Raw genomic sequence first — 532 nt, 5'->3', positions numbered from 1 at the left:
CGTCCTTCATCGGCTCCTAGCGCCAAGGCATCCACCGTGTGCCCTTAGTAACTTAACCACTAATGCATACAGGAAAATCCTCAGCTTTCCATGCAGTATCCAGTTTTCAAGGAACATATCTGGTGGAGCTGAACGGGATCGAACCGATGACCTCCTGCTTGCAAGGCAGGCGCTCTCCCAACTGAGCTACAGCCCCGTTTTACTTCAAAGCTGCCGTGTCGCTTCTCGGCGCAATACCGAATCCTGTTCGGAGCCCCTAAGCGAACACGCGAGGGGAAATGTTCCCTCAAAACCGAATAGAATCAAACCTGTCAAGCTCCGTAGAAAGGAGGTGATCCATCCGCACCTTCCGGTACGGATACCTTGTTACGACTTCACCCCAATCATCTACCCCACCTTCGGCGGCTGGCTCCCAACCGGGGTCCCCAAAAAGTAATACTTTTTGGGGTGGTTTAGGTTACCTCACCGACTTCGGGTGTTGCAAACTCTCGTGGTGTGACGGGCGGTGTGTACAAGGCCCGGGAACGTATTC

Annotated in this window: 1 tRNA gene and 1 rRNA gene; both read right to left on the bottom strand. The window is 53.6% G+C overall.

The window, feature by feature from the left end:
- Positions 1-120: 120 nt before the first annotated feature.
- Positions 121-196, bottom strand: a tRNA-Ala gene (locus tag FOI68_RS22800).
- Between the two features lie 128 nt (positions 197-324).
- Positions 325-532: ribosomal RNA gene (locus FOI68_RS22795) — 16S ribosomal RNA — on the bottom strand; the annotation flags it as partial.

It is taken from the genome of Brevibacillus sp. LEMMJ03, from assembly GCF_007197875.1.
In the GTDB taxonomy this organism is placed as follows: Bacteria; Bacillota; Bacilli; order Brevibacillales; family Brevibacillaceae; genus Brevibacillus; species Brevibacillus thermoruber.
Note: the sequence above shows the minus strand (reverse complement) of the source record. Positions and strands in the feature narration are given on the sequence as shown.